The sequence below is a fragment of the Ruegeria sp. AL12 genome (assembly GCF_056540885.1).
In genome coordinates, this window is sequence record NZ_JBQFXN010000002.1 from 92,154 (window position 1) to 115,809 (window position 23,656).

Annotated in this window: 18 protein-coding genes; 10 read left to right on the forward strand and 8 right to left on the reverse strand. The window is 58.3% G+C overall.

Translation table 11 applies throughout. The features are described from left to right. Positions 1-22: 22 nt before the first annotated feature. The 3 genes from ACR0C6_RS08315 to ACR0C6_RS08325 form a co-directional block, all read right to left on the reverse strand. A complete protein-coding gene (locus tag ACR0C6_RS08315) occupies positions 23-2,383 on the reverse strand; it encodes a xanthine dehydrogenase family protein molybdopterin-binding subunit (RefSeq protein WP_480618857.1) in 2,361 nt (786 codons plus the stop codon). Between the two features lie 80 nt (positions 2,384-2,463). Next, positions 2,464-2,946 carry a (2Fe-2S)-binding protein gene (locus tag ACR0C6_RS08320; RefSeq protein WP_171205170.1) on the reverse strand — a complete coding sequence of 161 codons (483 nt, stop codon included), beginning with the start codon at positions 2,944-2,946 and terminating at the stop codon, positions 2,464-2,466. A gap of 28 nt (positions 2,947-2,974) precedes the next feature. Then, positions 2,975-3,499 (reverse strand): SRPBCC family protein, encoded by a 525-nt coding sequence (locus ACR0C6_RS08325; protein WP_480618858.1) that lies wholly within the window; start codon positions 3,497-3,499, stop codon positions 2,975-2,977. Between the two features lie 509 nt (positions 3,500-4,008). Here ACR0C6_RS08325 and ACR0C6_RS08330 point away from each other — a divergent pair. The 3 genes from ACR0C6_RS08330 to ACR0C6_RS08340 are packed head-to-tail and all read left to right on the forward strand — an operon-like array spanning position 4,009 to position 8,125. Continuing rightward, on the forward strand, positions 4,009-4,692 hold the full coding sequence (locus tag ACR0C6_RS08330) for a response regulator (RefSeq protein WP_171119322.1): 684 nt from the start codon (positions 4,009-4,011) through the stop codon (positions 4,690-4,692). Between the two features lie 46 nt (positions 4,693-4,738). Next, the gene (locus ACR0C6_RS08335; RefSeq protein WP_480618859.1) at positions 4,739-5,908 is read left to right on the forward strand and encodes an FIST N-terminal domain-containing protein; all 1,170 of its coding nucleotides are present in this window, start codon (positions 4,739-4,741) and stop codon (positions 5,906-5,908) included. Positions 5,909-5,911: 3 nt separating this feature from the next. Continuing rightward, on the forward strand, positions 5,912-8,125 hold the full coding sequence (locus ACR0C6_RS08340; protein ID WP_480446416.1) for a hybrid sensor histidine kinase/response regulator: 2,214 nt from the start codon (positions 5,912-5,914) through the stop codon (positions 8,123-8,125). Positions 8,126-8,169: 44 nt separating this feature from the next. Here ACR0C6_RS08340 and ACR0C6_RS08345 read toward each other — a convergent pair whose 3' ends face one another. Then, complete coding sequence (locus ACR0C6_RS08345; protein WP_480446415.1) at positions 8,170-9,114, reverse strand: LysR family transcriptional regulator; 945 nt, start codon at positions 9,112-9,114, stop codon at positions 8,170-8,172. Between the two features lie 129 nt (positions 9,115-9,243). Here ACR0C6_RS08345 and ACR0C6_RS08350 point away from each other — a divergent pair, with 129 nt between their 5' ends. The 7 genes from ACR0C6_RS08350 (at position 9,244) to ACR0C6_RS08380 (ending at position 19,669) form a co-directional block, all read left to right on the forward strand. Then, entirely contained in the window at positions 9,244-10,251 is a 1,008-nt protein-coding gene (locus tag ACR0C6_RS08350; protein WP_171119318.1) for a TAXI family TRAP transporter solute-binding subunit, read from the forward strand. Between the two features lie 80 nt (positions 10,252-10,331). Then, positions 10,332-12,545 (forward strand): TRAP transporter permease, encoded by a 2,214-nt coding sequence (locus ACR0C6_RS08355; protein WP_480618860.1) that lies wholly within the window; start codon positions 10,332-10,334, stop codon positions 12,543-12,545. Position 12,546: 1 nt separating this feature from the next. Beyond that, the gene (locus ACR0C6_RS08360; RefSeq protein WP_480618861.1) at positions 12,547-13,785 is read left to right on the forward strand and encodes an NAD(P)/FAD-dependent oxidoreductase; all 1,239 of its coding nucleotides are present in this window, start codon (positions 12,547-12,549) and stop codon (positions 13,783-13,785) included. 39 nt (positions 13,786-13,824) lie between these two features. Next, on the forward strand, positions 13,825-14,565 hold the full coding sequence (locus ACR0C6_RS08365; RefSeq protein WP_171228801.1) for an aspartate/glutamate racemase family protein: 741 nt from the start codon (positions 13,825-13,827) through the stop codon (positions 14,563-14,565). Between the two features lie 163 nt (positions 14,566-14,728). After that, positions 14,729-16,906: a Tex family protein gene (locus tag ACR0C6_RS08370; RefSeq protein WP_480618862.1), complete on the forward strand. Its 2,178-nt coding sequence runs from the start codon at positions 14,729-14,731 to the stop codon at positions 16,904-16,906. 172 nt (positions 16,907-17,078) lie between these two features. Further along, a complete protein-coding gene (locus ACR0C6_RS08375) occupies positions 17,079-18,476 on the forward strand; it encodes a bifunctional enoyl-CoA hydratase/phosphate acetyltransferase (protein ID WP_480618863.1) in 1,398 nt (465 codons plus the stop codon). Further along, positions 18,473-19,669, forward strand: coding sequence for an acetate/propionate family kinase (locus ACR0C6_RS08380; RefSeq protein ID WP_480446410.1), 1,197 nt, complete (start codon positions 18,473-18,475; stop codon positions 19,667-19,669). The genes ACR0C6_RS08375 and ACR0C6_RS08380 overlap by 4 nt, the downstream gene beginning before the upstream one ends. 4 nt (positions 19,670-19,673) lie before the next feature. On the opposite strand, the gene ACR0C6_RS08385 is transcribed toward ACR0C6_RS08380, so the two are convergent. Genes ACR0C6_RS08385 through ACR0C6_RS08400 form a run of 4 tightly spaced genes read right to left on the reverse strand, consistent with a single transcriptional unit; the run spans position 19,674 to position 23,610 of the window. Next, the gene (locus ACR0C6_RS08385; RefSeq protein ID WP_480618864.1) at positions 19,674-20,441 is read right to left on the reverse strand and encodes a citryl-CoA lyase; all 768 of its coding nucleotides are present in this window, start codon (positions 20,439-20,441) and stop codon (positions 19,674-19,676) included. After that, entirely contained in the window at positions 20,438-21,622 is a 1,185-nt protein-coding gene (locus ACR0C6_RS08390) for a CaiB/BaiF CoA transferase family protein (protein ID WP_480618865.1), read from the reverse strand. The genes ACR0C6_RS08385 and ACR0C6_RS08390 overlap by 4 nt, the downstream gene beginning before the upstream one ends. Further along, positions 21,615-23,126 carry a tripartite tricarboxylate transporter permease gene (locus ACR0C6_RS08395; protein ID WP_171638725.1) on the reverse strand — a complete coding sequence of 504 codons (1,512 nt, stop codon included), beginning with the start codon at positions 23,124-23,126 and terminating at the stop codon, positions 21,615-21,617. The genes ACR0C6_RS08390 and ACR0C6_RS08395 overlap by 8 nt, the downstream gene beginning before the upstream one ends. 1 nt (position 23,127) lies before the next feature. Next, positions 23,128-23,610, reverse strand: coding sequence for a tripartite tricarboxylate transporter TctB family protein (locus tag ACR0C6_RS08400; protein WP_152460311.1), 483 nt, complete (start codon positions 23,608-23,610; stop codon positions 23,128-23,130). Between the last annotated feature and the right edge of the window lie 46 nt (positions 23,611-23,656).

Sequence of the window (23,656 nt, forward strand, 5' to 3'; positions counted from 1 at the left end):
CCTCGCACACCAACCTCTCCACTCAGCTGTTCATCGCCGCCCAGACGCGCGACGGGCTGACCGGCATGTCGATATGGTCCACCGCCTTGCCGCCCGAATTCAGCGCGTCAAGAACCGCGTTGACGACCGCAGGTGGCGACCCGATCGCACCGGCTTCGCCACAGCCCTTTACGCCCAGGGGATTGTGCGTACATGGCGTCTGGCTGGAATGATCTACGCCGTAGAATGGCACGTCATCCGCACGCGGCATCGCATAGTCCATGAAGGACGCGCTCAGCAGCTGGCCGTTTTCGTCATAGGCACAGTTCTCAAGCAGCGCCTGCCCGATGCCCTGACCGATACCGCCATGGACCTGACCATCCACGATCATTGGATTGATGATGTTGCCGAAATCATCCGCCGCAGTGAATTTCTCGATACTGACCTGACCGGTTTCCGGATCGACCTCGACCTCGCAGGCATAGGCGCCTGCCGGGAAGGTAAAATTGGCCGGGTCATAGAAAGCGGTTTCCTCCAATCCGGGCTCCACTTCCAGCGGATAGTTGTGCGGGACATAGGCCGTCAGGGTCACATCGCCCCAGGCCACTGACTTATCAGTACCCGCAACGCTGAACTGACCGTCCTTGAGCTCGATATCGGCCTCGGATGCCTCCAGCAGGTGGGCGGCGATCTTCTTGGCCTTGTCGATCACCTTTTCGGTCGCCTTGACCATAGCCGAGCCACAGACCGCCAGCGAGCGCGAGCCATAGGTGCCCATGCCGAACGGAATCTTCGAAGTGTCGCCATGCACGATCTCGACCATCGACTCGTCGATACCGATCATGTCGGCCACCACCTGCGGAAAGGCCGTCTCGTGTCCCTGTCCATGGCTGTGCGCGCCGACCATGACGCTGATGGAGCCTGTCGCATTAACCCGAACAGTTGCTGCATCATAGAGGCCCGCTCGGGCCCCGAGCATTCCGACAATGTTGGAAGGCGCGATGCCGCAGGCCTCGATATAGCAGTTGATGCCCAAACCCCGAAGCTTGCCGTTGGCTTCACTTTGCGCGCGCCGCGCTGCAAAACCTGCCAGATCGGCGGCGGCCTCAAGCTTGTCCATCGTTCCGTTGTAGTCCCCGGTGTCATAGGTCAGCGCCACCGGCGTGTCGTAGGGGAACTGCGTGATGAAGTTCTGTCGACGCAGGGCGATCGGATCGGCACCCAGTTCGCGCGCGGCTTTGTCGATCACACGTTCCAGCTGGTACGTCGCCTCGGGGCGGCCTGCGCCGCGATAGGCGTCCACCGGCACCGTATTGGTGAACATTGCCTTCACGTTCACCTGAATGACCGGCGTCTTGTAGTTGCCCGCCATCAGCGTCCCGTGCAGCCAGGTCGGGACTGAGCTGGAAAAGGTCGACAGATACGCGCCCAGATTGGCGTAAGTGTTGGTGCGCAGGCCGACGAAATTGTTGTCGGCATCCAGCGCCAGCTCGATCTTGCTGACATGGTCGCGGCCCTGTGCATCCGACATGAACGCCTCGGAACGGCTGGCCGTCCACTTGACCGGGCGGTTGCAGGCCTTGGCGGCGAAGGTACAGAATGCCTCTTCCGCATAGTGGAAAATCTTGGTGCCGAAACCGCCGCCCACATCCGGCGCCACGACGCGGACCTTGTGCTCGGGCAGGCCCAGCACGAAGGCGCACATCAGCAGCCGGATCACATGCGGGTTCTGCGACGTGGTGTAGAGCGTGTATTCGTCGGTGCCCCGGCTGTATTCCGCCACGGCCACGCGCGGTTCCATCGGGTTGGCGACCAGACGGTTGTTCACCAGTTCCAGCGTGGTGACATGCGCGGCGTTGGCAAACACCTCGTTCACCTTGGCATCATCCGCCTCACCCAGTTGCCAGTCATAGCAGATGTTGTTCTTCAGATCGTCATGGACCAGCGTCGCGCCATCCTGCGCGGCTGCCTTCATGTCGATCACCGCGGGCAATTCCTCGATATCCACTTCGATGGCCTCAGCCGCGTCGCGGGCCTGCTCAAGACTGTCGGCCACAACGGCTGCGATCGGGTCGCCCACATGACGCACTTTGCCTTGCGCCAGAATGGGGTGCGGCGGCTCTTGCATCGGCGCGCCGTGCTTGTCGGTGACTTCCCAGCCGCAGGGCATACCGCCCACGCCTTCGAAATCCTTGCCGGTAAACACCCTGACCACACCCGGCATGCCTTCGGCCGCCGTAGTGTCTACGGATTTGATCCGGCCATGCGCGATGTCGGACCGCAGAAAATGCACATAGGCCTGGCCATGCACGTTGATGTCGTCGGTATAATTGCCTGCTCCGGTCAGAAAGCGCACGTCCTCGCGCCGCTTGGAACTGGCTCCGATGCCACTGTCTTTGGGCATTGCTTGTTCTCCTCCCATAAACGGATGCTGCTGCATCCCTCACTCATCCCACGGGCGTGTTTCCGACGCCCGCAGCGGCATCATTCCGCAGCGATGCTGCCCACGTCCTGGCCGGATGCGGCCATGATCGCCTTGACGATGTTGTGATACCCGGTGCAGCGGCACAGGTTGCCCTCCAGGTATTTCCGGATTTCGGCCTCGGTCGGGCGCGGGTTCTCTTTCAGCAGCGCGGCGGCGCTCATCACCATGCCCGGAGTGCAGAATCCGCATTGCAGACCGTGGTGATCCTGAAACGCCTGCTGGATCACGTTCAACGACCCATCCGAATTGGCCTGACCTTCGATCGTGCCGACATCAGCCCCATCTGCCTCGGCGGCCAGCATGTTGCACGATTTCACCGCTTCGCCATTCACATGCACCACGCACGCGCCGCATTGCGCAGTGTCGCACCCCACATGCGTGCCCGTCAAAGACAGGTGATCGCGCAGAAAACCGGACAACAATGTCCGGCCCTCGACGTCTCCGCTTACGGCCTTGCCGTTCACGGTCATGGAAATTTTCATGACTTTCTCCTCCCTGAATTCCAAAGGATCAACCGCCTAACACGCGCTTGATCCAACCTTTCTTTTCTTCCCCGGTCTCGCCTTCTTCCGAGGTTTCGGGCTCGGGCGCATCCTGAGGTTCGACCGCATTCTGAAAGTTCTCAAAGAACTGGTCGGCCATTTTTCTGGCAACCCCATCAATCACGCGCCCCCCCAACTGAGCCAGTTTGCCACCGACGCGTGCATCGACCGCGTAGGTCAGCAGTGTGCCTTCGGGGGCATCCGACAAGGTGACGTCGGCCGCGCCTTTGGCAAATCCGGCGGCTCCTCCCTTACCTTCACCCGATAACTTCACGCTTTCAAGCTCCACGAGATCAGAAAGGGTCACAGAGCCTTTGAACGTCGCTTTGACCGGGCCTACTTTTTGCACGACGGTGGCCTCGAACCCGTCTTCGATAGAGCCTGTCATCTCCTGACATCCCGGCACGCATTCCTTAAGAACTTCTGCCGACAAGAGCGAGGCCCAGACTTTGGATCGCGGCGCGGCGATGACGCGGCTGTCACTGAGTTCCATTTCACTTCTCCAAGTATATTTTTGTTACGCTACGCGGTGTTCGCAGCCTTGCCTATAGGACCTTGGGTGTAGTCACCGCAGCGCGGGCGGCGAATGTGTAAGGCCGTGACGTTTGAAGATTTCGGCGATACGCCCTTCCTGCGACATCGCTAATCTGGAAACACCAGCATCATAGCTGTGTAACTAAAAATTTAAACGCGACTGATATTGGCTCAGGTCGCCAGCAGTTCTGATATCCTGGACGACGGATAGTGCATTCACTGCGGTGGGCGACCAAGGCGGAGGAGGAAACTTGGTCGTTCCTGACATGTTCGGGCATCGCCGGGCAGCCTGCAACCCGGACAAGAGAACGGCGAGCTGATCCGGTTCAGTTACAGAACATGTCACACGCTTCTGATCCTGATCCGGGGTGCGCGTTGCTATACGACCTTCCGCCAGTATGCGTGGTTTTCATTCGTTGCTAGGATTGGTTAGGCTGGAGACCATTTGAATGCAAAAGGCTATACCAAATGCTTGCTGAATCCGCCGCGCGCAATGATTTCGAAAAAGTGCTGATCGTTGATGACCATCCATTGTTTTGCGACGCCTTGTCGATGACCTTGCAAAGTGTGGCTCAGATCCGGGAAGTCCATACGGCAGACCGGCTGGAGGGCGCCTTGGATCTGCTGGCAAGTGGGCTGAAACCCGATGCGGTCATGCTGGATCTCAATTTGCCGGATGTGGACGGTCTGGAAGGTCTGATCCGCTTGAAGGCTTCCACGGACGCACCGGTGATCGTGGTGTCGTCGCTGACGGATAACCGCGTTGTCAGCCAGGTGATACAGGCCGGCGCATCAGGCTATGTCCCCAAGCACAGTCAGCGCGACGTGTTCCGCACTGCATTCGAGACAGTGCACGCCGGTGACGTTTTCGTGCCGGAGGGCTGTATTTTGATTGACACAGAGGAAGAGGACGAACACGGCGAAGCCGTAAAACGACTGGCGACACTGACAAATCAGCAGGCGCGCATCCTGCAACTGATCTGCGAAGGCAAACTGAACAAGCAAATCGCCTATGACTTGTCGATTGCGGAAACGACGGTCAAAGCGCACGTGACAGCAATAATGCGAAAACTGGGTGTTCAAAGCCGCACGCAGGCGGTTCTGATCGTCAAGAAAGCGTCCTTTGCCAGTGTCTTGCAAGACCAAGGCTAAGCGTCATACTCTCACGTCATCGTCGCGCTTTTAGGGAGGAGGCACGATGGACCAAGCAGTCGGGTGGGCAACAGCCCGGGCCCGTACGCCAGGCATCGTCAAAACGGCTTTTGCACGCCACGACACCGGGCAGTCGATCGAGACACTCAAACGCCAGTTGGGTGATGACGCACTTGCGCTTGTCATTCTTTTTGTCAGCCCGAACGCCGATGCATCCGTGGTGATCGCGGATGCCGAACGCGCCTTTGCGCCGACCCCGATTGTTGGTTGCACCACCGCCGGAGAGCTGGCGGATAGTGGGTATTGCGATGATCAGATCGTCGCGATCGGCCTGCCGCAATCCCATTTCGACATACGCACGGTTCTTGTTCCGGATCTGAACGAATTCGATTCCGACAGCATCATCAAAGAGATGATCCACAACAGAAATGCGATGATGGCGAACGCACCCGACTGGAGCCATGAATTCACGTTCCTGATGATTGACGGGCTGTCGACAAAAGAAGATGAACTGGCGTCGGAATTGGCTGTGGGGCTGGGGCCGGTGCCATTGTTCGGCGGTTCGGCGGGGGATGGAACCAAATTCGGGCGCACATATGTTCTGTATCAGGGGCAGGCAAGAAGCAACGCAGCCGTGCTCACGCAGGTTCGCACGCGGTGTCCGATCAAGGTGTTCAAGACCGATCACCTTCTGCCCACCGCCCATCGCATGGTCGTGACCAAGGCAGACCCGGCAAAACGCATCGTTCAGGAAATCAATGCCGAACCCGCTGCCCGCGAATACGCCCGTATTCTCGGGAAAGACCCTGAACAGCTCACCACATTCACATTCGCAGCCCATCCCGTCGTTGTGCAAATAGGCGGGCAACACCATGTCCGCGCGATCCAGCAGGTGGCGGGAAATGGCGATCTCGTCTTTTTTTCGGCGATTGACGAAGGCTTGGTCCTGACGCTGGCAGAACCTCGGGACATGGTTGAACATCTACAGGAAGAAATCAGCCTGTTGACCGAGAAGCAGCAACCCGACACCATTCTGGGTTGTGACTGCATCCTTCGTCGGCTGGAGGCCCATCAAAAGCAGAAGACGCGCGCGATCTCGGACATCCTGTCCCGCCATAACGTGGTCGGTTTCTCGACCTATGGAGAGCAATTCAATTCGATCCATGTGAACCAGACCCTGACCGGCGTGGCGATATACCCGCCCGAGAAAGAGTAAGGTATGATCGAGCATCTCACAGACCCCTCGGACTCACTTGGTCGTCAGAACGAGAAGCTTAGGAAAATCGCCGAAGCCCTGATGCGGCGGGTCGAAGAATCCACCAATGCCTCTGGCGCGGCTTATGCTCAGTTCCAACGGGCGGCGGTGCTTGAACAAGAGGTCCGCGCCCGAACGGATGACCTTGAGCGCGCGCTTGAGCTTCTGAATGACTCCAACGCCAGGTTGGCGCAGGCCAACAAGGAAACCGAAGCAGCGCGCGCAGATTTGGCAAATGCGATCGAAACTGTGCAGGAAGGCTTTGCCCTGTTCAATCGTGACGAAGAACTGGTGCTGTGCAACAGCCGGTTCGGGATGCATATGCCCGACATTCAGGAACAGCTGAACCCCGGCTTGCGCTTTGCCGACTACGTGGAACTGGTCAGCCAATCCGGGTTCCTGTCCTTGCCGGAGACAATGACCCCAGAGGATTGGGCCAGAAGCCGCCTGGATCGTCACGCAGATGATCACGTGGTGTTCAATGTTCGTCTTTCGGGCAATCGGTGGACGCAAGTGTCAGAACACCGCACCCCAGACGGGGGCACCGTGATCCTGCAAACTGACGTAACAGACATCATGCGGATCGAACGGCAAGAAAGGGATCGCATTCTTGACGATAAGGCGCGGCTGATCCGCGCTACGCTTGAACATATCGATCAGGGCGTCTGCATCTTTGACAACAAGCACCGCATGATCGGGTGGAACACCCGCGCAAGCGAGCTTTTGGCAATACCGATCACTCAGTTTCAGATGGGCACGCGGTTTGAAACCCTGTCTAATCGCTTGGGCGACAACATCAGCTTTCAGAAAGGCATAACCGAGGCGGATCTGCTGGATTGGGTCAGCCGACCAACCTATCGCCGCCCTCTTCAGTTCCAGATGCATCGGGGGCGATCGAAAATCCTGTCGGTCTTTGCCCAGGAAATGCCCGATCGGGGCTTTGTGATTTCCTTTACCGATGTAACTGCGGAACGGAGGTCTGCGCAGGCCTTGTATGAAGCCAAGGAACTTTTGGAACAACGTGTGGCGTCACGCACAATGGAACTTGCGGACGCGCTGAACGAGGCTGAACGGGCGAACGCGTCAAAATCGCGTTTTGTGGCCGCCGCCAGCCATGACCTGTTGCAACCTCTGTCTGCTGCAAAGCTCTATGTTGCGTCACTGGGCAGCGGTTTGGACACTGACACCGCGCAGACCGTTGCAGCAAAAGCAGAAAGCGCCCTGAACAGTGTCGAACACATTCTCGAAGCCCTGCTGGACATCTCAAAGCTGGATTCCGGGCGGGCCAAGGCGCATCTGTCCACGGTGTCGGTGGGCGAGCTTTTCTTGCAGATGGAAGACGCATTCAATCCCGTCGCCCAGGCCAAAGGTCTGAAACTGCGTTTTGTTGACACAAAGGCTCTGGTCACAAGCGATGCCAGTTACCTTCGGCGTATATTGCAGAATCTGCTGTCAAACGCGATCCGGTATACCGAGACCGGGAAAGTTCTTGTTGGTGTCAGGCATCGCAAGAACGCAATTGCTTTGGAAGTCTGGGACACGGGCATCGGCATAGCATCAGATCAAAGAGATATCGTGTTTCAGGAATTTCAGCGTTTGCATTCAGATGCCAGCGCCGCCGAAGGCATGGGGTTGGGTCTTGCGATTGTCGAGCGGGCCTGCGGATTGCTTCAACACCCCATCCACCTGTTTTCCGAAGTTGGAAAGGGCACGGGGTTTTCGGTCGAAATACCTTTGGCCCGGGCGAAACCAGAGGTTTCTCTCTGCTCCTCAGTGGTACAAAAACCAAACTCGAATGTGCTGGGCAACACCGTCGCCCTGTTGATCGAAAACGATGAAAACCTGCGCGGGGCGTTGACCATGACCATCGAATCCTGGGGCGTCGAGGTTCTGGAATGCGAAAGCGAAAGCGAAGCGATTGGCCTTCTGCGCGAAATTGGCATCTTGCCAGACTTTGTCGTTGCCGACTATCAATTGAACAACGGAAAAACAGGCACGGACGCCATGCGCGCCCTGACGGATGAATTCGGGCATTTGCCCGGCTGTATTATCTCAGCCAATCGATCACAAGAGCTTGTCCAGCAGTGCAAACAAGCAAATCTGCCGCTGTTTTACAAACCGATAGATCCGCAACTGCTCAAATCGACGCTGGAGGCCTCTGTTGCGCGCGGCATCTGAGTTCTTCCGGTTGTGACCCATTTCGCAGTGCGGTCGGGTGTCTTTCAGAAGTCTTCCGTCCGCGGGTTGGCGTTGGTCTGATCCAGCATCGACACAACTTCCGCCTTCCACCCCGCTTTTATTTTAAGCGACAATTGCGACGGGGGGCGGTGATCCGGCGACAGGATGGCGTATTCATATCTGAGAGGGTCCTTGAAAGGCAGGAATACCACACGGCCATGCGAGATATTCAGCTTCCGTTCGGTTGCAACGGTCAACGGATCGACAATCGAGCAGCACTGCCCCGATCCAACAAACGGAATGAGCGGAAGAAAATACTGGCACGTCACACTTGGTTTGTAAGTGGCGGCGACCATCTGAAAAGCGCGTTGCACTTTCTTCTGAAAAGGGTGGGTGTCGTAAAGTCCACCCATTGGCACATCATCGAGATCCGAAATCGTCACGGCCTTTTCTTGCGCCAGCGGATTGTCCCGATCCATTGCGCAAAAGCAGTCTCCGCTGATGATCTCTGCCGTGAATTGCGGCTTCTTTCCGACCGGGTGTTCGAAATCAGCAAACCCGAAATCAATGTTCTGAGTGCCTGCAAGTTCCATAATCTGGGGCGAACTGCGGGTTGACAGCGTAACCCGGATGTCCGGGTTCCCGCCAACGGAACGGCTGATGAAATTCGGGAAGGCAAAAATGGACGGCCCCGGCATTGCCGCAATGTTCAGATTGCCCGAACTTCCTTTAAGAAGCCCGTGCATCGTGCTGGAAACCGTAGATAATCTGTCCAGTATTCCGGTGGTCTCGGCCAACAGGTAATGCGCCTCTGGCACTGGGATCAGACGCCGGCCTTTTCGTTCGAACAGGGTCAGTCCAAGACTTCTTTCCAGGTTCTTGATTGCCAGGCTGATCGCGGGCTGTGTCCGGTTCAGCTTCTTTGCGGTTTGAGAGATGGACCCGGTTTCCATCACCTCACGAAAAACGGTCAATTGAGCAAGGTTCATGTTTAATATATAAGCAAAACTTTCGTTTTGTTAAATATAACAAATTTGTATTTATGATAAAACTCCATAGGCTGAACGGATCAGAATTCGGACAAACCGAATCCAATGATCCACAACTGGGAGCTTATGATGAGATTGATGAAATGCCTGACGGGTTTGGCTTTGGCGGGTGCATTGGCTGCACCGGCGCTTGCACAGGACCCAACCTTTTTCCGCATCGGCACCGGCGGTGCAGGCGGCACTTATTTCCCGATCGGCGGGACCATCGCCAACGGAATTTCGGCCCCTCCGGGCTCACGCCCCTGCGAAGAGGGCGGCCAATGCGGCGTGCCCGGGTTGATCGCGATCGCACAGTCGACAACGGCGTCAGTCTTCAACAATGCCGCCGTGCAAAACGGCGAGCTTGAGGCCGGCCTGGCCGCGGCAGATGTAACCCGTTCGATGTATCTGGGTGAGGGCAAGTTTGAAGGCAAGCCCCACCCGAAACTGCGCATCGTCGCAAACCTGTTCCCGGAAGACCTGCACCTGGTTCTTCCCGCAGGCCAGACGATCAACGATCTGAGTGATCTCAAAGGCAAGCGCGTTGGTATTGCTCAGGCTGGTTCCGGCACGCAGGTGGCCGTGTTGCAAATGCTGGAAGCCTGGGGCGTCAACCGTGACAACATGGATGAGGCCGAGTTGAACAACAGCCAGAGTGCCGAACGTCTGGCCGATGGCCAACTGGACGCCTATTTCTACGCAGCAGGATGGCCGGTTGCCGCAATGGTGCAGCTGTCTTCGACCAAGGGCATGAACCTGCATTCCTTCAGCGATGAAGATTTGGCAAAGATCAACGAGATCATTCCTGCCTATATCCCGTCCGCTATCCCGGGCGGTGTATATGAGGGCATCGATTCCGAAACCAAGACCCCCGCGGTAAGCGCGATGCTGGTTGTTTCATCGGATCTGTCCGAAGATCTGGTCTATCAGCTGACCAAGGCCCTGTGGAACGACAACACGCGCAAGCTGCTGGACAACGGCCACGCAAAGGGCAAGCAGATCACGCCTGACACTGCGCTCGACGGCGTCGAGGCGCTGGGTGTTCCGCTGCATCCGGGTGCCGAGAAATTCTATAAAGAAGCCGGTCTTCTTCAATAACCACACCTGACTGAAACCTGTCGTCGGTGCCCCTTCTTGGGGCACCGCACTCTGGAATTATGCGAAATCGGGGGGCCATCATGTCCGAGACCCAGAAACTTGATGACCACGAACTGACGGCCGAGGAACTGGCGGCCATCGAAGAACAGTTCGACGAAGGCGCCGCTGTCCGGCAGGTCACGCCCACGGCAGGCAAGGTGTTGCGTGTCGTCGCCCTGATCTTTGCATTCTACGAATTCTTCACGGCTGGGTTCGGTCTGCCTGCCGACCACTGGCACATGGGCATCTATCTGGCTCTGCTGTTCATTCTGGTCTACGCCACGATCCCGATTGTCGGGGCCAAAAGCCTCTATGCTCTCAAAGTCAGTCGCTTCCGCATCGGCAACGTCCCTCTTTATGATCTGGTGTTCATGGCGCTTGGTATCATCGCCGCACTTTACGTGGGTTTCGCCTGGCGCGGCATCCCGTTCCTGGGGATCGAGGAACAAACCTTCCGCATGGGCAACCCAAACATCTATGATGTGATCCTCGGCGTCATCATCATCCTTCTGGTATTGGACATTGCGCGCCGCACGCTTGGTTGGGTATTGCCGCTGATCATCTGCGTATTCATCTCATACGCGCTGATGGGCCCCTATTTTCCCGGATTGCTGCAACATCCGGGCGTGAACTTCAAAACCTTCGTATCGTCAATGTACTTTCCGCAGGAAGGAATCTACGGCGTGACGCTTTGGGTCGTTTCGACCATCGTGTTCCACTTTGTCCTGTTCGGTGTGATCGCTCAGCGAACGGGGCTTGGACAATTGTTCATTGATAACGCAACCATTTTGGCGGGTCGCTATACGGGCGGTCCGGCCAAAGTGTCGGTGGTATCCTCGGCCTTCTTCGGCACGATCTCGGGCTCTTCGGTGGCTAACACCGTTTCGACCGGCGCGCTGACAATTCCCAACATGAAGCGCCTTGGATACCCCGGTCACTTTGCAGGCGGGGTCGAGGCCGCGTCTTCGGCCGGTGGTCAGATCACTCCGCCCATCATGGGTGCTGCGGCCTTCATCATGGCCGAGTTCCTCGAGGTGCCCTATACCACAATCGTGATCGCAGCGATCTTTCCGGCGATCCTGCACTATGTCGGCGTCTTTGCCGTGGTGCACCTGATGGCGCGCAAGCTGAACCTGCAAGGTCTGGCGAAAGAGCAATTGCCACAGCTCAAGGCCGTCTGGGCCGAGGGTTGGGCCAATATCGTGCCCTTGATCGGATTGCTGGTGGTTTTGTTCACTGGATACACGCCCTTCATGTCGGCCTTCTGCGGCATATCGCTGGCGGTGATCGCGGGCATGTCGCGTATCAAGCAGCCGCCAACTCTGATCTACGCAGCGGCGTTTCTTGCGTTCGTACTTTGGAAGTTCTCCGACGGTGGGTTCGACCTGTCCATGACCGCGATTCTGTGTGGATTGTCGGTGATTGCCACGCTGAACCCGCAGAAACGGATCGAAGTGCCCGAGATGTTGGCCGCGGTCGAACTTGGGGTAAAATACTCGCTGGCCGTGGGGGCCGCTGCCGCCGCAGTGGGTATCGTTGTGGGTGTCATCAACACTACTGGCATCGGCTTTCGCATCGGCTTCATGGTCACGCAGGGCGCGGGCAATCTGGCATCCGATCTCTACAACATGATCTCGTTCGGCAGTTTCCAACTGTTTGCGATGGAAGACCTGCAATTGTTCATCTCGCTGGTCTTCATTGCCATCGTCTGCATTCTGATGGGTGCCGGCATCCCGACTACGGCGCTGTACATCATGCTCGTCTCGGTGGCGCAGCCTGCGCTGGCGCAGTTGGGGGTTCCACCCATCGCCAGCCATCTGTTCGTGCTGTATTACGGCGTGGTCTCCGAGATCACACCTCCGGTCTGTACGTCGGCCTATGCGGCGGCAGCGATTGCGAATTCCAACCCGTTCCGCACCGGGCTGTCCGCCTTTACGCTGGGACTGGGCAAGGTCATCGCGCCAATGGCGTTCGTCTATGCGCCGGTTTTGCTGTTCGTGTCTTCCACCGGGTTCGATCTTTGGGAATTCACCTATACCGCCGCCAGCTGTATTGCCGGTGTCATCGCCCTTTCGGCAGCGGTCGTGGGGTATTGGTTGCAGCCACTCAACCTCGTGTCGCGCATCCTGATGGCCATTGCCGGGATTATCTTCGTGGCGCCCACGCTGACGGCTGACCTGATCGCATTGGCGGTGGCGTCTCCTGTCATTGTCACACAGGTGATCGCCCGCAACCGAATTCAAGCAACGGTCTGACATGCCCGAACAAGTGACCATCATCGGCGCCGGGATCGTCGGTCTGTGCTGTGCGCTCTCGTTGCAGGATCGCGGTATTGCCGTGCGTCTGATCGACCGTGGAGAACCGGGGCAGGAGACGTCGTTCGGCAATGCCGGTGTCGTCTCGCCCTGGTCGGTCATTCCGCAGGCCACGCCGGGTATCTGGAAAACGATCCCCGGGATGCTGTTGGACCCGAAGAGCGCGTTGACCGTCAGACCTGCGTTCTGGCCCAGGATGATACCCTGGGGCCTGAGGTTCCTGAAGAATTCAAGCGTGAAATCCGTACGCAATATCTCGGACGCAATGGAGGTGCTGTGCCGCCCGTCGATAGATCTGTACCGAAGACATCTGCAAAATACCGGGCACGAAGACCTTATTGTTGATTCCAACTATATCCACGCGTTTCGCAACCCCGATCAGGCTGACCTGAAAGAACTGGGATATCTGATCCGGCTGGAAAAAGGCGGACATCTAGAACGGATCGACGGACCAGAATTGCGCCGGATCGAACCTGCGTTGTCCAGAGATTTCAAGGCTGCGATCCTGATCAAGGGACAGGCGCGGGTCACGTCTCCTGGCCGGGTCGGTGCGGTTTTGGCCGACAAGACACGTCAACAAGGCGCCGAGTTCGTGCGGACAGAAGTCAAAGAATTAAAGCGCACGGAAGACGGACAATGGCACTTAACGTCACCGGCCGGCGCGCTTCACGCCGATACTGTCGTGCTGGCCGCCGGGGTTTGGTCTGCCGGGTTGCTGAAACCTTTGGGTTTGCCCGTGCCACTGGTGGCCGAGCGTGGATACCATGTCCAATTCCCGACCCCCTCTGCCAGCCTGGAAAACTCGGTGATGGACGTGGACGCCAAGGTGGTGGCCAGTTCGATGCAGGACGGTCTGCGTGTGGCGGGCACGGCCGAATTCGGCAGCATCGACGCGCCGCCAGACCCACGCAAACAGTCGCTTCTGACCGCACAGGCCTGCGCAATGATGCCGGATCTGAACACCACGGATACACAGTTCTGGATGGGCCGACGCCCGTCTTTTCCCGACAGTTTGCCTGCGATCGGTCCGGTTGAAGGACACAAGGGCCTGTTCACCGCCTTTGGTCATTCCCATTACGGTTTGATGATGGCCCCCAAAACAGGTGAGTTGGTGGCTGACTTGGTGTCAGGGCAACGCCTCAACATCCCATTGGATTCATTCGCCTTGTCGCGATTTTGACGCGCAACAACCACCGTTTCGAAGAAGGATTACCCCGTCATGCCAATCTACCAGGGTGGACAGAATATCTGCGGAGCCTCTATCGGGGTTTTGTGTTTGGAAAGCTATTTTCCCAAACCTCCCGGTCATATCAAGAACCCTTCCAGCCTGCCATTCCCGGTGCTGTACGAGATGATAGATGGCGTCACGGTGCCGACGCTGCTGAACAATCCGACGCCTGATCTGCTGAACCCCTTCATAAAAGGCGCGCAACGGCTTGAGGCTGAGGGCGTGCGCGCCATTACCGGAAGTTGCGGGTTTCTCGCCCTGTTCCAAAAAGAGTTGGCCGCAGCCGTATCGGTGCCTGTCTTCGCTTCGAGCCTGATACAGGTGCCGTTGGCCTTTCACATGACCGGGGCCAGCGCACCGGTCGGGGTGATTACAGCAGATTCGTCAGCGCTGACGCAACGCCATTTCGAAGGCGTTGGAGCGGGGGGCGTTCCGGTGGCCGTACAGGGTCTGGAACACACCAGTGAGTTTGCCGAAGTCATCCTGCGCAACGCTCGCAACCGAATGGACACAGATCTGATCGAGGCCGAAGTGCTGGACGCTGCGCGCAGGCTGAAGCGCGAAACGCCCGAAATACGCTCTGTGGTGTTGGAATGCACAGATCTTCCGCCTTATGCAAAGCGCATTCAGGAAGACCTGAAACTGCCGGTCTTTGACCTGACGACGCTGGCGCAAATGGCGCACAATGTAGGCGCGCGCACCGGGTATTGCGGGCTGATGCCGTGGGGCTGAGGCCTTTGCAGGCTGGTGTTTTCATTCAATGGCTCAGACATGTCGAATAGCCGCGAAAACAGTCGCTGTTTGCCGATGCCTTTCGACGGGCCGATACAAGGGACTTTCCCTTGCTGAAACGGCTGGTTAAGAAGCCCTTCCACTGCCGTTTCAGGAGGCCCCCTTGGACCGTATCGCCCGCACCATAGCCACCGAGATCAATGCACGTCCCGATCAGGTCGGTGCTGCGATCAATCTATTGGACGACGGAGCGACGGTTCCCTTTGTCGCCCGCTATCGGAAAGAAGCAACCGGTGGGTTGGACGACACCCAATTGCGCCTTCTGTCCGAGCGTTTGACCTATCTGCGTGAGCTTGAGGCACGGCGGGAAACCATCCTGAAGTCGATAAAAGAACAGGGGAAGCTGACCGAAGGTCTGAGTAAATCGATAGTTCGGGCAGAAACCAAGGCACAGCTGGAAGACATCTATCTGCCTTACAAGCCCAAGCGGCGCACCAAGGCGATGATCGCGCGTGAAAACGGGCTGGAACCCCTGGTCGAAGCCATTCTGGCCGATCGCGATGCGGACCCGGAAACACTGGCCGGGGCATACCTGAGCGAGGCCGTTGCCACCCCTCGTGACGCGCTGAACGGCGCGCGGGACATTCTGACCGAACGATTGACGGAAAATGCGACTCTGCTGGGTGAGTTGCGGGCCTTCATGCAGCGCGAGGCGCTGCTCAGTGCAAGGGTTGTCGACGGGAAAGAACAGGAAGGCGCCAAGTTCAGTGACTATTTTGACCATTCCGAACGATGGGCGGATGTTCCATCGCATAGGGCATTGGCGATGCTGCGGGCGTCAAAAGAGGGCATTGTTTCACTTGATATCGCGCCGGAACCGGAGTTCGGGGCAGCCCGGGCCGAATCCATCGTGGCCGCACATTTGCAGACCCGTGGCCAAGGACCGGGTGATGCCTGGTTGCGCAAGGTTGCCGGGTGGACATGGCGGGTCAAGCTTTCGCTGTCGATGATGGTCGAACTGATGGCCGAACTGCGCAGTCGGGCACAGGACGAGGCAATTCAGGTCTTTTCACGCAACCTCAAGGACTTGCTGTTTGCTGCTCCGGCGGGTGCCAAGGCCACTTTGGGCCTTGATCCCGGCATCCGCACCGGCGTGAAAGCGGCGGTGGTTGACGCAACGGGCAAGGTCGTGGCCACTGACACGTTATATCCCTTTCAACCCAAAAACGATTTGCGCGGAGCGCAGGCTGCCATCCTGAATCTGATCTCGGCCCATCGGATCGAACTGATCGCCATCGGAAACGGAACAGCGAGCCGGGAAACCGAACGGTTGGTTGCAGATACGCTGGCTCTGCTCCCCAAGGCGGTAAAAGCACCGACCAAGGTAGTAGTGTCCGAAGCGGGGGCTTCGGTCTATTCCGCGTCGGAACTGGCAGCACGAGAGTTTCCCGATCTGGACGTTTCGCTGCGTGGGGCGGTGTCCATTGCCCGCCGATTGCAGGACCCTTTGGCAGAACTGGTCAAAATCGAACCGAAATCCATCGGCGTCGGTCAATATCAGCATGACGTTGACCAGCACCGCCTGTCGCAATCTCTGGATTCCGCGATTGAGGATGTCGTGAACGCGGTCGGGGTTGACCTGAACACGGCCTCTGCACCTTTGCTTGCGCGCGTGTCGGGGCTGGGCCCCGCGCAAGCCGAAGCCATCGTCGCCCATCGCGATCTGAACGGGCCGTTCCAATCGCGCAAGGACCTGTTGTCCGTTGCCGGTCTGGGTCCGCGTGCTTTTGAGCAATGCGCCGGGTTTCTTCGCATAAGGGACGGCGCCGAACCGCTTGATGCGTCGTCGGTGCACCCCGAAGCCTATGAAGTCGCCCGCCGCGTCGTGTCGGCCTGCGGGCGGGATATCAGGCACATCATGGGCCATGAGAGGGCCTTGAAAGGCTTGCGGGCACAACAATTCGTAACCGAAGATTTCGGCCTGCCCACGGTTCTGGATATCTTTGCCGAGCTTGAGAAACCCGGACGAGACCCCCGGCCCAGCTTTGTCACGGCCACTTTCGCGGATGGCATCGAAGAGATAACTGATCTGAAGCCCGGAATGGTTCTTGAGGGCACCGTGACAAACGTGGCGGCCTTTGGGGCCTTTGTGGATGTGGGCGTTCATCAGGACGGTCTGGTTCACGTCAGCCAGTTGGCCGACCGCTTCGTCAAGGACCCGCACGAGGTCGTCAAGGCCGGGCAAGTCGTGAAAGTGCGCGTTGTCGAGGTGGATGTACCCAGAAAACGGATCGGGCTTTCGATGCGCAAACAGGGCGGCGGCGGAAAGCGGCGCGCCTGATCTGCAATCTGCACATTATCCGGGCGTAACGACATGAAGGCGTTACCCGCTGGAAATAGCGTGCAGACCGATACGGGCAGCTGGCATGCGTTGTTTTCATTGCGCGCTGAACTGGGTATCAGCAAGAGAGTTCGCAGCGCCGCCAATCGGATCGAAATGGAAACGATAGTTCATGCAGTACCACAACAAGCCTTACAACAAGCTTCAGGTCGGTGATACTGCCGAGCTGGCCCGCACGTGCTCGGTCGATGATTTCTATGTGTTCGCCAACAATTCCGGTAACCACAATCCGCTTCATCTGGCCAGCGAAGACGGCGATGGCGACCACGTCAACGAAGCGGTTGCCCCTGCCATGTTCGTGGGGGCCCTGATCTCGGCCGTTTTGGGGAACGTTCTGCCGGGGGCAGGGACGCTCTATAAATCGCAGCGATTTGATTTTGTGGAAAGGGCGCATGCCGGTGATGAGCTGGTATCCAAAGTCACCGTACTGGAAAAGCGACCGAACCGGGAAGTTGTCTTTGACACGGTCGTTACGCGCCCATCGGACGGTGCCGTGATCGTGAGCGGGCAGGCCGTCGTGATCGCGCCGGAGAAAGAGATGGTGTTCGCCGAGTTGTATCTGCCCGGGCTGGTGGTGAAACGTCATCGTCACTTTGATGCCATGCTGGAAAAGGTGCGCCCGCTGCCGCCCATGCCGACTGCCGTTGTGGCCCCGGAAGAGCCCAACGCCTTGGGTGGGGCGCTGCTGGCCGCACATGAGACGATCATCACACCCATTCTGATCGGTGACCCGGACAAAATCGCGAACGCGGCCGCCGAAATCGGAGCGTCGTTGAATGGGATTGAAATCATACCGCAGAGCGATCACGTCAATGCGGCCCATGCAGCGGTCGATCTGGTTGCAGAAGGTCGAGCGAAAGCGCTGATGAAAGGGCATCTGCATACGGATGAATTGCTGAAGGCTGCGCTCAGGCGTGAAAACGGCCTGCGCACCGGCCGCCGCTTTACCCATGTCTTTCTCATGGACGTGCCCGGACAACCCAGACCTTTGTTGGTGACGGATGCAGCGATCAATATCGAGCCGGACCTGGAAACCAAGATTGATATTGTCCAGAACGCAATCGACCTGGCCCTGTCTCTGGGGATCGAAAACCCCAGAGCGGGTGTTCTGTCTGCCATCGAAACCGTCAATCCGGCGATCCGATCCTCGGTTGACGCGGCTTTGCTGTCGAAAATGGCGGAACGCGGTCAGATCACGGGCGGGCTTGTTGACGGACCCCTTGCCATGGACAATGCCGTCAGCCTTGCGGCTGCGCGTTCCAAGGGGATTGTGTCGGATGTCGCGGGCAAAACCGATATTCTGGTGGTGCCAAATCTGGATGCCGGGAACATGATGGCCAAGCAGCTGACCTATATCGCCAATGCAGAAGGGGCCGGTCTGGTCATGGGGGCCAAAGCTCCGATCATTTTGACCAGCCGCGCCGATGACGACAAAGCCCGGCTGGCGTCCTGTGCCGTGGCGGCACTGCACGAAGCCTTTTCCTTACCGCGCACCGGAGCACCCGCATGACACATGTCGTGACACTGAACGCTGGATCGTCTTCCATGAAATTTGGTCTGTTCGAGCTGACCGATGACGATCCGATCATGGTGTGCACCGGCGCGGTCGAGCGGATTGGAGAGCCAGAGCCGCTTGTCAAGGCAAAGTCTTCCGACGGAAGTGTCCTTGCCAGCGGCACCGCCGGAGAAATACGCGATCACGCCACAGCGCTGGACTGGGTTTTGAACCTGCTTGCGCGCTCATTTCCAAACAGCGACGTGACTGCGGTCGGGCATCGTGTTGTCCATGGTGGACCTGACATCGACGCTCCGGTGCCATTGACCAAGGCGTCTATTCAAGAGCTGGACAAGCTGTCGCCGTTCGCGCCTTTGCATCAGCCGCACAATCTGGCCGGAGCAAGGGCCGCGATGGAACGTTTTCCGAATGCGGTTCAGATCGCCTGTTTCGACACCGCCTTTCACCGCAATCATCCGTGGGAGAATGACGTTTTTGCCTTGCCGCGTGAGTATTACGACAAAGGTGTTCGGCGTTATGGCTTTCACGGGCTCAGCTATGAATTCATTTCGGATCACATGGCAAAGACAGCGCCGCTTTTGCACGAAGGGCGCGTGGTGGTGGCCCATCTGGGCAATGGCGCATCGATGTGTGCGATGATCGGCGGGCGATCCGTCGGATCGACCATGGGGTTTTCGGCACTGGACGGGCTACCGATGGGGTCCCGCTGTGGTCAACTTGATCCCGGCGTGGTCCTGTATCTGATGGACCAGGAACGGCTGAGCGCTGACGAAATCTCAGACCTGTTGTTCCGAAAGTCGGGGCTTTTGGGCCTGTCCGGGCTGTCCAACGATATGCGTACCCTGGAAAAGGCGGACACACGCGAAAGCCGACAGGCGATCAGCTATTTCACCTTCCGTATCCGGCGCGAGCTTGGCGCGATGGCGGCCATTCTCGGCGGTATCGACGCCTTGGTGTTTACCGGTGGGATCGGAGAAAACTCACGTCTGGTGCGTGACCGGGTGTGCTCTGGGATGGGATGGCTGGGCATCGAGCTCAATCCTGACGCAAATGCGGACAATGACCGGATCATTTCAACCGATCTGTCCCGCGTCGTGGTGATGGCAATCCCGACCAATGAAGAACTGGTCATTGCCCGTGCGGCGGCTGACCTGTTGGCCAAACGCCCACGGCTCAGAACTGCCTAGCGATCTACGTTTCGACATAGGTCCAGCGATAGGCAGGCGGGGTCGGTCCCTTGTTCCGGCCGCCTTGCTGCATCTGTTCCCACGCATGGGCCAGAATGCCAACAGATCTGGATAGGCAAAACAGACCGCGTGCCAGTGGGGGCGCAAAGCCCAACTCGGCATAGATCACCGCGGTGGCACCATCTATGTTCATTGGAACGGGCTTTCCCTTGCGCCGGGCCAACTCTGCTTCGATCGCCTGCCCGATCTGTAGGAACTGACCATCGCAAGCCCCGTCCATCACAGCATCACGGACCAACGCCATCAGACGTGGTGCGCGCGGATCCGTTGGCGTGTGGAAACGATGGCCAAAACCCGGCAATATCTTTCCTTCACGCTCGATCCACTCGTCCAGCGTTTGATCCAACCGGCCAGGATGTTGCGCCACGAAATGGTACAGCATAACCGCTTGCTCGCCAGCCCCGCCGTGAATATCCCCCAACATGTTCACAGCGCTTGCCATCGCGTTGTTCAGGGGCAGCCCGCAGGTCACGGCCATGCGCGCCGTTGCGATGGAAGGGGCCTGAGGTCCGTGGTCCACGGCGGCGACCAGCGCGGCCTCGAACAATCGGGCCTGCGCCCCAGATGGTCGGTCGCCACGAACCATGAACCAGATCATCTCGCTGAAACTGAGATGTCCGATCAAACTCTGAATCGGCTCTCCGCGCAGGTCGATCCGGCCCGGTTCCATATCGATGATGGAAGTCGTCCACCAATCGGACACATCGCTCATATGATGCCTTCCTTGCTCAAAGCGTCAATTTCCGCGCCGGACAACCCAATTTCAGACCAGATCGCGTTATTGTCTGCCCCAAGTTCAGGCGGCGCGGTTTGGGGCATTTGCCGTTCGCCGTCCATGACAATGGGGCTGCCTGCAAGTTTCATGTCTTCGCCCTGCACCCGCAAAGACCCGATCAGGCCACGACCGGCAAGCTGTTCGTCCTCAAGCGCCTCGGGCACGGTCAACACCTGCCCGGCCGGCACTCCGATTGCGTTGAGTTCGCTGACCCAGTCTGATGCCGCTCTGGTCCGCAAGGTCTCCTCCAGCGCCGCGCGCAGGGCGTAGCGATTGCGCTTGCGGTCTTCGCGCGTTTCATAGTCCGGGTGGGCCAGCAGGTCTTGCCGGCCCAGATGCCTGGCCAGTGCCTGCCACTGCTCGTCGCGGTTGGCGGCAATGTTGATGGGCGCGTCAGAGGCTGCAAGTGTTCCCGACGGTGCTGACGTCGTGTTTTCGTTGCCATGGGCCACGGGATCGGCACCGGCGATCAGATAGTTCGACACGACCCAACCCATTGTCGAGATCACGGCTTCGGACATTGCCACATCCAGATAGGCCCCGCGAGGATCCGCGTTCAGGGCGGCGGACACTGCAAAAGCGGCCGTCATCCCACCGATCGTGTCCGCCAAAGGATAGCCAACGCGATAGGGTGCGGTGTCAGGACCGCCGGTGACAGACATCACGCCACTGATACCCTGCACGATCTGGTCATAGGCCGGATCGCCTCGGCGCGGACCGTCCTGACCGAACCCGCTTATGGCACAGTAAATCAGGCTGGGGTTCACATCGCGCAAGACGCCATACCCAAGTCCAAGCCGATCCATCACACCGGGGCGAAAGTTCTCTACCAACACGTCGGCTGTCTGGACAAGGCGTTTCAGAAGCGCTTTGCCCCGTTCTGATTTCATGTTGAGCGTGATGGATTTTTTTTCAGCATTCTGCGCCAGAAAGCTGACGCCCATACCGGCCTTGTTTCTGGCAGGATCAGCACCCAGAACGCGGGCAAGGTCGCCACCGTCAGGGCGTTCGACCTTGATCACTTCGGCGCCCATGAGCGCCAGTTGATAGCAGCAATACGGACCCGCGAGGACATTCGTCAGATCGAGAACCCGTATTCCTGCCAGTGGCTCAGTCACCGTCGGCAACCCCTGCAGCCCGGGCACGCGCGCGGCGTGCGCGATAGCTGGGCAACAGCACCAGCAGCACCGCGACAACAAGCAGACCCAGCGTCATCGGACGTTCCCAGATGAAAGCAATACCGTCATAGAGCTGCATCGAGCGGGCAAAGTTGTCCTCCATCATCCCCCCGAGGATGAAACCGATCAGCAGCGGCGCAAGCGGGTAGTCGGCAAATTTCAACGCGGTGGCGCAAACACCGAAGCCAACAAGAATCAAAAGCTCGGTCGCATTGTTCTGCCCGATATATGCCCCCATCAGAGTGAAGAACAAAATGAAGGGGATCAGGTAATTGCGCGGAACCGAGAGAACCTTTGCGATATATGGGATCAGCGGCAGGTTCAGGATCAGCAGAACAAGGTTGCCAATGAACATTGACATGATGACGGCCCAGAATATCTGCGGCTCGTCCAGCATCAGCCGTGGGCCGGGTGTCACGTTCAGGGCAATCAGTGCGCCAAGCAGGATCGCGGTGGTGCCGGACCCGGGAATGCCCAGTGTCAGCAGCGGCACGAAAGAACCGGTACATGCCGCGTTGTTCGCCGTTTCGGGCGCAGCCAGACCTTTTATTGACCCTTTGCCGAATTCGTCCTGTTCCTCTTTCGGGGCAATGTTGCGCTCGACCGCGTAGCCGAGGAAGCTGGCAATCGTTGCCCCCGCACCGGGCAGAACCCCGATGAAGAAGCCCTGTACAGATTGGCGGCCGATCACCGGTGCGATGGCCTTGGCTTCACGGCCTGTGATGCGCAGGTCCTTGATCTCGCCGTCATCCCCCTGAAGGTTTTTGGGTTTGAGCACCAGAAACAGCGCTTCGGGCAAGGCGAACATGGCCATGGCAAGCGTGATGAAGCCAAAGCCCGATTGCAGGTCCATGATACCCATGGTGAAACGCGGCAGGTTGAACAATGCACCTTCACCGACCGTTGCCATGATCAATCCAAGAAGCGTCATGATGACGGCTTTGGCCACTTGACCGGTGCCTGCGAAGGCAGCGATAGCGGACAGGCCCACGACCATAAGCGCGAAATACTCGGCCGAGTGGAACAGCAGTGCCACCGAAGACAGAGCGGGGGCAAAGACCATCAACAAAATGGCTCCGATCGTACCGCCGGCAAAACTTGCAATAGCTGCAACTGTCAACGCTTTGCCCGCTTTGCCTTGGCGGGCCATCGGATAGCCGTCGAAACTGGACGCTACAGTGCCCGCGACCCCCGGCGCGTTGAGAAGGATCGAAGATGTCGAACCACCAAAGATGGCGCCGTAATACACTCCGGCCAGCAGGATCAGCGCTGCGGACGGGTCGCCCATGGAAATCGCGACCGGGATCATGATGGCGATGATCGACATCGGCCCAAGACCTGGAAGCATGCCGATGAACGTGCCGATCAGGCACCCTGCGATCACCATCAGCAGGTTTTGAATTGAGAATGCCGTTTGCAGACCGATCAGAAGTCCTTCGAGCATGTCAGCCTCCGAAAATGCCCGGCAATGGGCGCATGTAGATGCCAAGAACTTCCTGAACCAGATACCAGACCGCGCCTGTGGCGATCAGCGCGACGGGTAGCATGACGTGCCATTTGCGCTCACCCAGAATGAAAGATCCGAGGATCAGAAAGGCCGAGGTCGAGATCAGAAACCCGACAGGGCGCAGGCAAAGCGCGTAAATCACCATCAAGGCCAGCAACATAAGCGCTTGATCAAGGTGGTATTCCCCCAGTCGCCGGTAATCGATATCGGCTTCCTTTGGTTCCGCCTTTTCAAAACCCAGCAAAATGATCGTGGTGGTAACAACACCCAGAACCGACAGCACTTTGGGGAAGGTGCTGGGCCAGATCGGATTTCGCTGCATGAAAGGGGGCAGGCTGCCGTCCATCGTGAACCAAGCGGCGTAGCCATATGTCAAACACACACCCAGAAGAATGAGCGCGATCCAGCGATCCAGCGCCATGAGAGCCCCTCCCTGTTCCTGTTCGTGGGAAGGCAGAGCGGCGGAT